Raw genomic sequence first — 2,003 nt, 5'->3', positions numbered from 1 at the left:
CTTGAGTATTCTCAGCGGTAAAAGCTTGAGTTTGAAGATTCGGGCAGCCTAGGCTTGCACAATTGACAGCGTAGTGCGTTCTTGGGTCTTGCCAGATTGGTCGTAAAATTCGGTGCTCAATATCATTCAAGGTCAGACTTTTTCCGTTAATGGTGATGACATCTTGATCCCATGGGCCAAAGCTAAACAGCCCGCCTAACTTGGTGATCGACGTTATCGGGTAGTTATCCAAAATTAGGTCAACCGTCAGCGCGTTGTACAGGTTTACCCAATACGCGTATTGCTCGGCTTGGCGGTATTGCAATGGATTTAAACTAGCAAGACGTTGAATGTACTGCTTTAACTTTGTTTTATCGGCGAACGAAACTTGGTTGTAACGAAATAGAGTGTTGTCGCCTCGGGTAACTAGATAGCTGTCGAGTAACTGTTGCCACTCCAGATGAGAGATTGAGGTTTGGTTGACCTCGTTGGACTGCTGCCAATAAGGCCATAAGTCGGCTTTTGGTGCGGCGAGAGCGGAAAAGGAGAGTAGGGCACACAGTAGCAATAAGAAACGCTTCATAGAGATACCTTTAGTGAGACTTGATTGTTAGTGTAGACCCGTCTAGTTGTTGTTTTCTTTCTTTAATCTACGCATAAAAACAAAACAGGCTGACAATGGTCAGCCTGTTATTTGTGTATTCAAGGATGCGTTTTAACGCAGGAAGCTTGGGATATTGGCTTCATACTCAGCGATTTTGTCTTCGTGCTGAAGCGTCCAACCGATGTTATCTAAGCCATTAAGCAGGCAGTGACGACGGAACTCGTCGATTTCAAAGTCATACTCCTTGCCGTTTGCGCGCACTTTTAGGGCTTCCAGATCCACTTCAATTTGCCCACCTTCATTGGCTTCAACGAATTGGAACAGTTCATCCACTTCGTGCTCAGTCAGACGAACCGGAACCATTTGGTTGTTGATGGAGTTGCCGTAGAAAATGTCCGCAAAACTAGGTGCGATCATCGCTTTAATGCCGTAATCAGCCAAAGCCCAAGGTGCGTGTTCACGAGATGAGCCACAGCCGAAGTTTTCACGCGCAAGTAGGATAGAAGCGCCTTGGTAACGTGGCGCGTTCATTACAAACTCAGGGTTTGGCTGCTCGCCTGCATCATCAAGGAAGCGCCAGTCATGGAAAAGATGCTTACCGAAACCTAGGCGAGAAACTTTTTGTAAAAACTGCTTTGGAATGATGGCATCCGTGTCAACGTTGGCGGCATCTAGAGGCACAACCAAACCAGTATGTTGTTTAAAACCTGACATGATTGTTCTCCCTAATCCTGTTTATCAAAAGTTAATTCACGAATGTCAACAAAGTGACCAGCGATAGCTGCCGCGGCTGCCATTGCAGGGCTAACCAAGTGAGTGCGGCCATCACGACCCTGACGGCCTTCAAAGTTACGGTTTGATGTGGATGCACAACGCTCGTGAGGTCCCAAACGGTCATTGTTCATTGCTAGACACATTGAACAGCCCGGTAGACGCCATTCAAAGCCCGCTTCTTTAAAGATGACATCCAAGCCTTCGGCTTCTGCTTGTGCTTTCACCTGTTCTGAGCCCGGGACAATCAATGCTTGAACGTGCGATGCGACCTTACGGCCTTTCGCCACGACGGCGGCAGCGCGCATGTCTTCGATGCGAGAGTTCGTACAAGAGCCAACAAACACTTTATCTACTTGGTAGTCAGACAATGATTTACCTGCTTCTAGGCCCATGTAAGCCAATGCTTTTTCAGCAGACGCTTTTTCGATTGGATCTGTGAAGCTTTCTGGTGCTGGAATCGGTTGGTCAACGGCAATGACCTGACCTGGGTTTGTGCCCCAAGTTACTTGTGGTTTGATGTCAGCAGCGTTTAGCGTTACTACGGCATCAAATTCGGCATCTGCGTCAGTTTTTAACGTCTTCCAGTACTCTACTGCAGCATCAAAATCTGCGCCTTGCGGTGAGAACTTACGACCTTTGATGTATT

3 protein-coding genes are annotated in these 2,003 nt (G+C 47.3%); all 3 read right to left on the bottom strand.

The genetic code is table 11. The features are described 5' to 3' along the window. A partial coding sequence (locus R8O70_RS24770; RefSeq protein ID WP_318184407.1) for a DUF547 domain-containing protein occupies positions 1 to 562 on the bottom strand: 562 nt, incomplete at its 3' end. A gap of 132 nt (positions 563 to 694) precedes the next feature. Beyond that, entirely contained in the window at positions 695 to 1,297 is a 603-nt protein-coding gene (gene leuD / locus R8O70_RS24765) for a 3-isopropylmalate dehydratase small subunit (protein WP_318184406.1), read from the bottom strand. Between the two features lie 11 nt (positions 1,298 to 1,308). Next, positions 1,309 to 2,003 (bottom strand): aconitase family protein (locus tag R8O70_RS24760; RefSeq protein WP_318184405.1); only part of this gene is annotated, 695 nt, incomplete at its 5' end.

Origin of the sequence: Vibrio sp. 779(2023), assembly GCF_033344285.1 — a bacterium.
Classification (GTDB): domain Bacteria; phylum Pseudomonadota; class Gammaproteobacteria; order Enterobacterales; family Vibrionaceae; genus Vibrio; species Vibrio alginolyticus.
The sequence above is the reverse complement of the archived record's forward strand: the minus strand, read 5'-3'. Positions and strand labels throughout refer to the sequence as shown.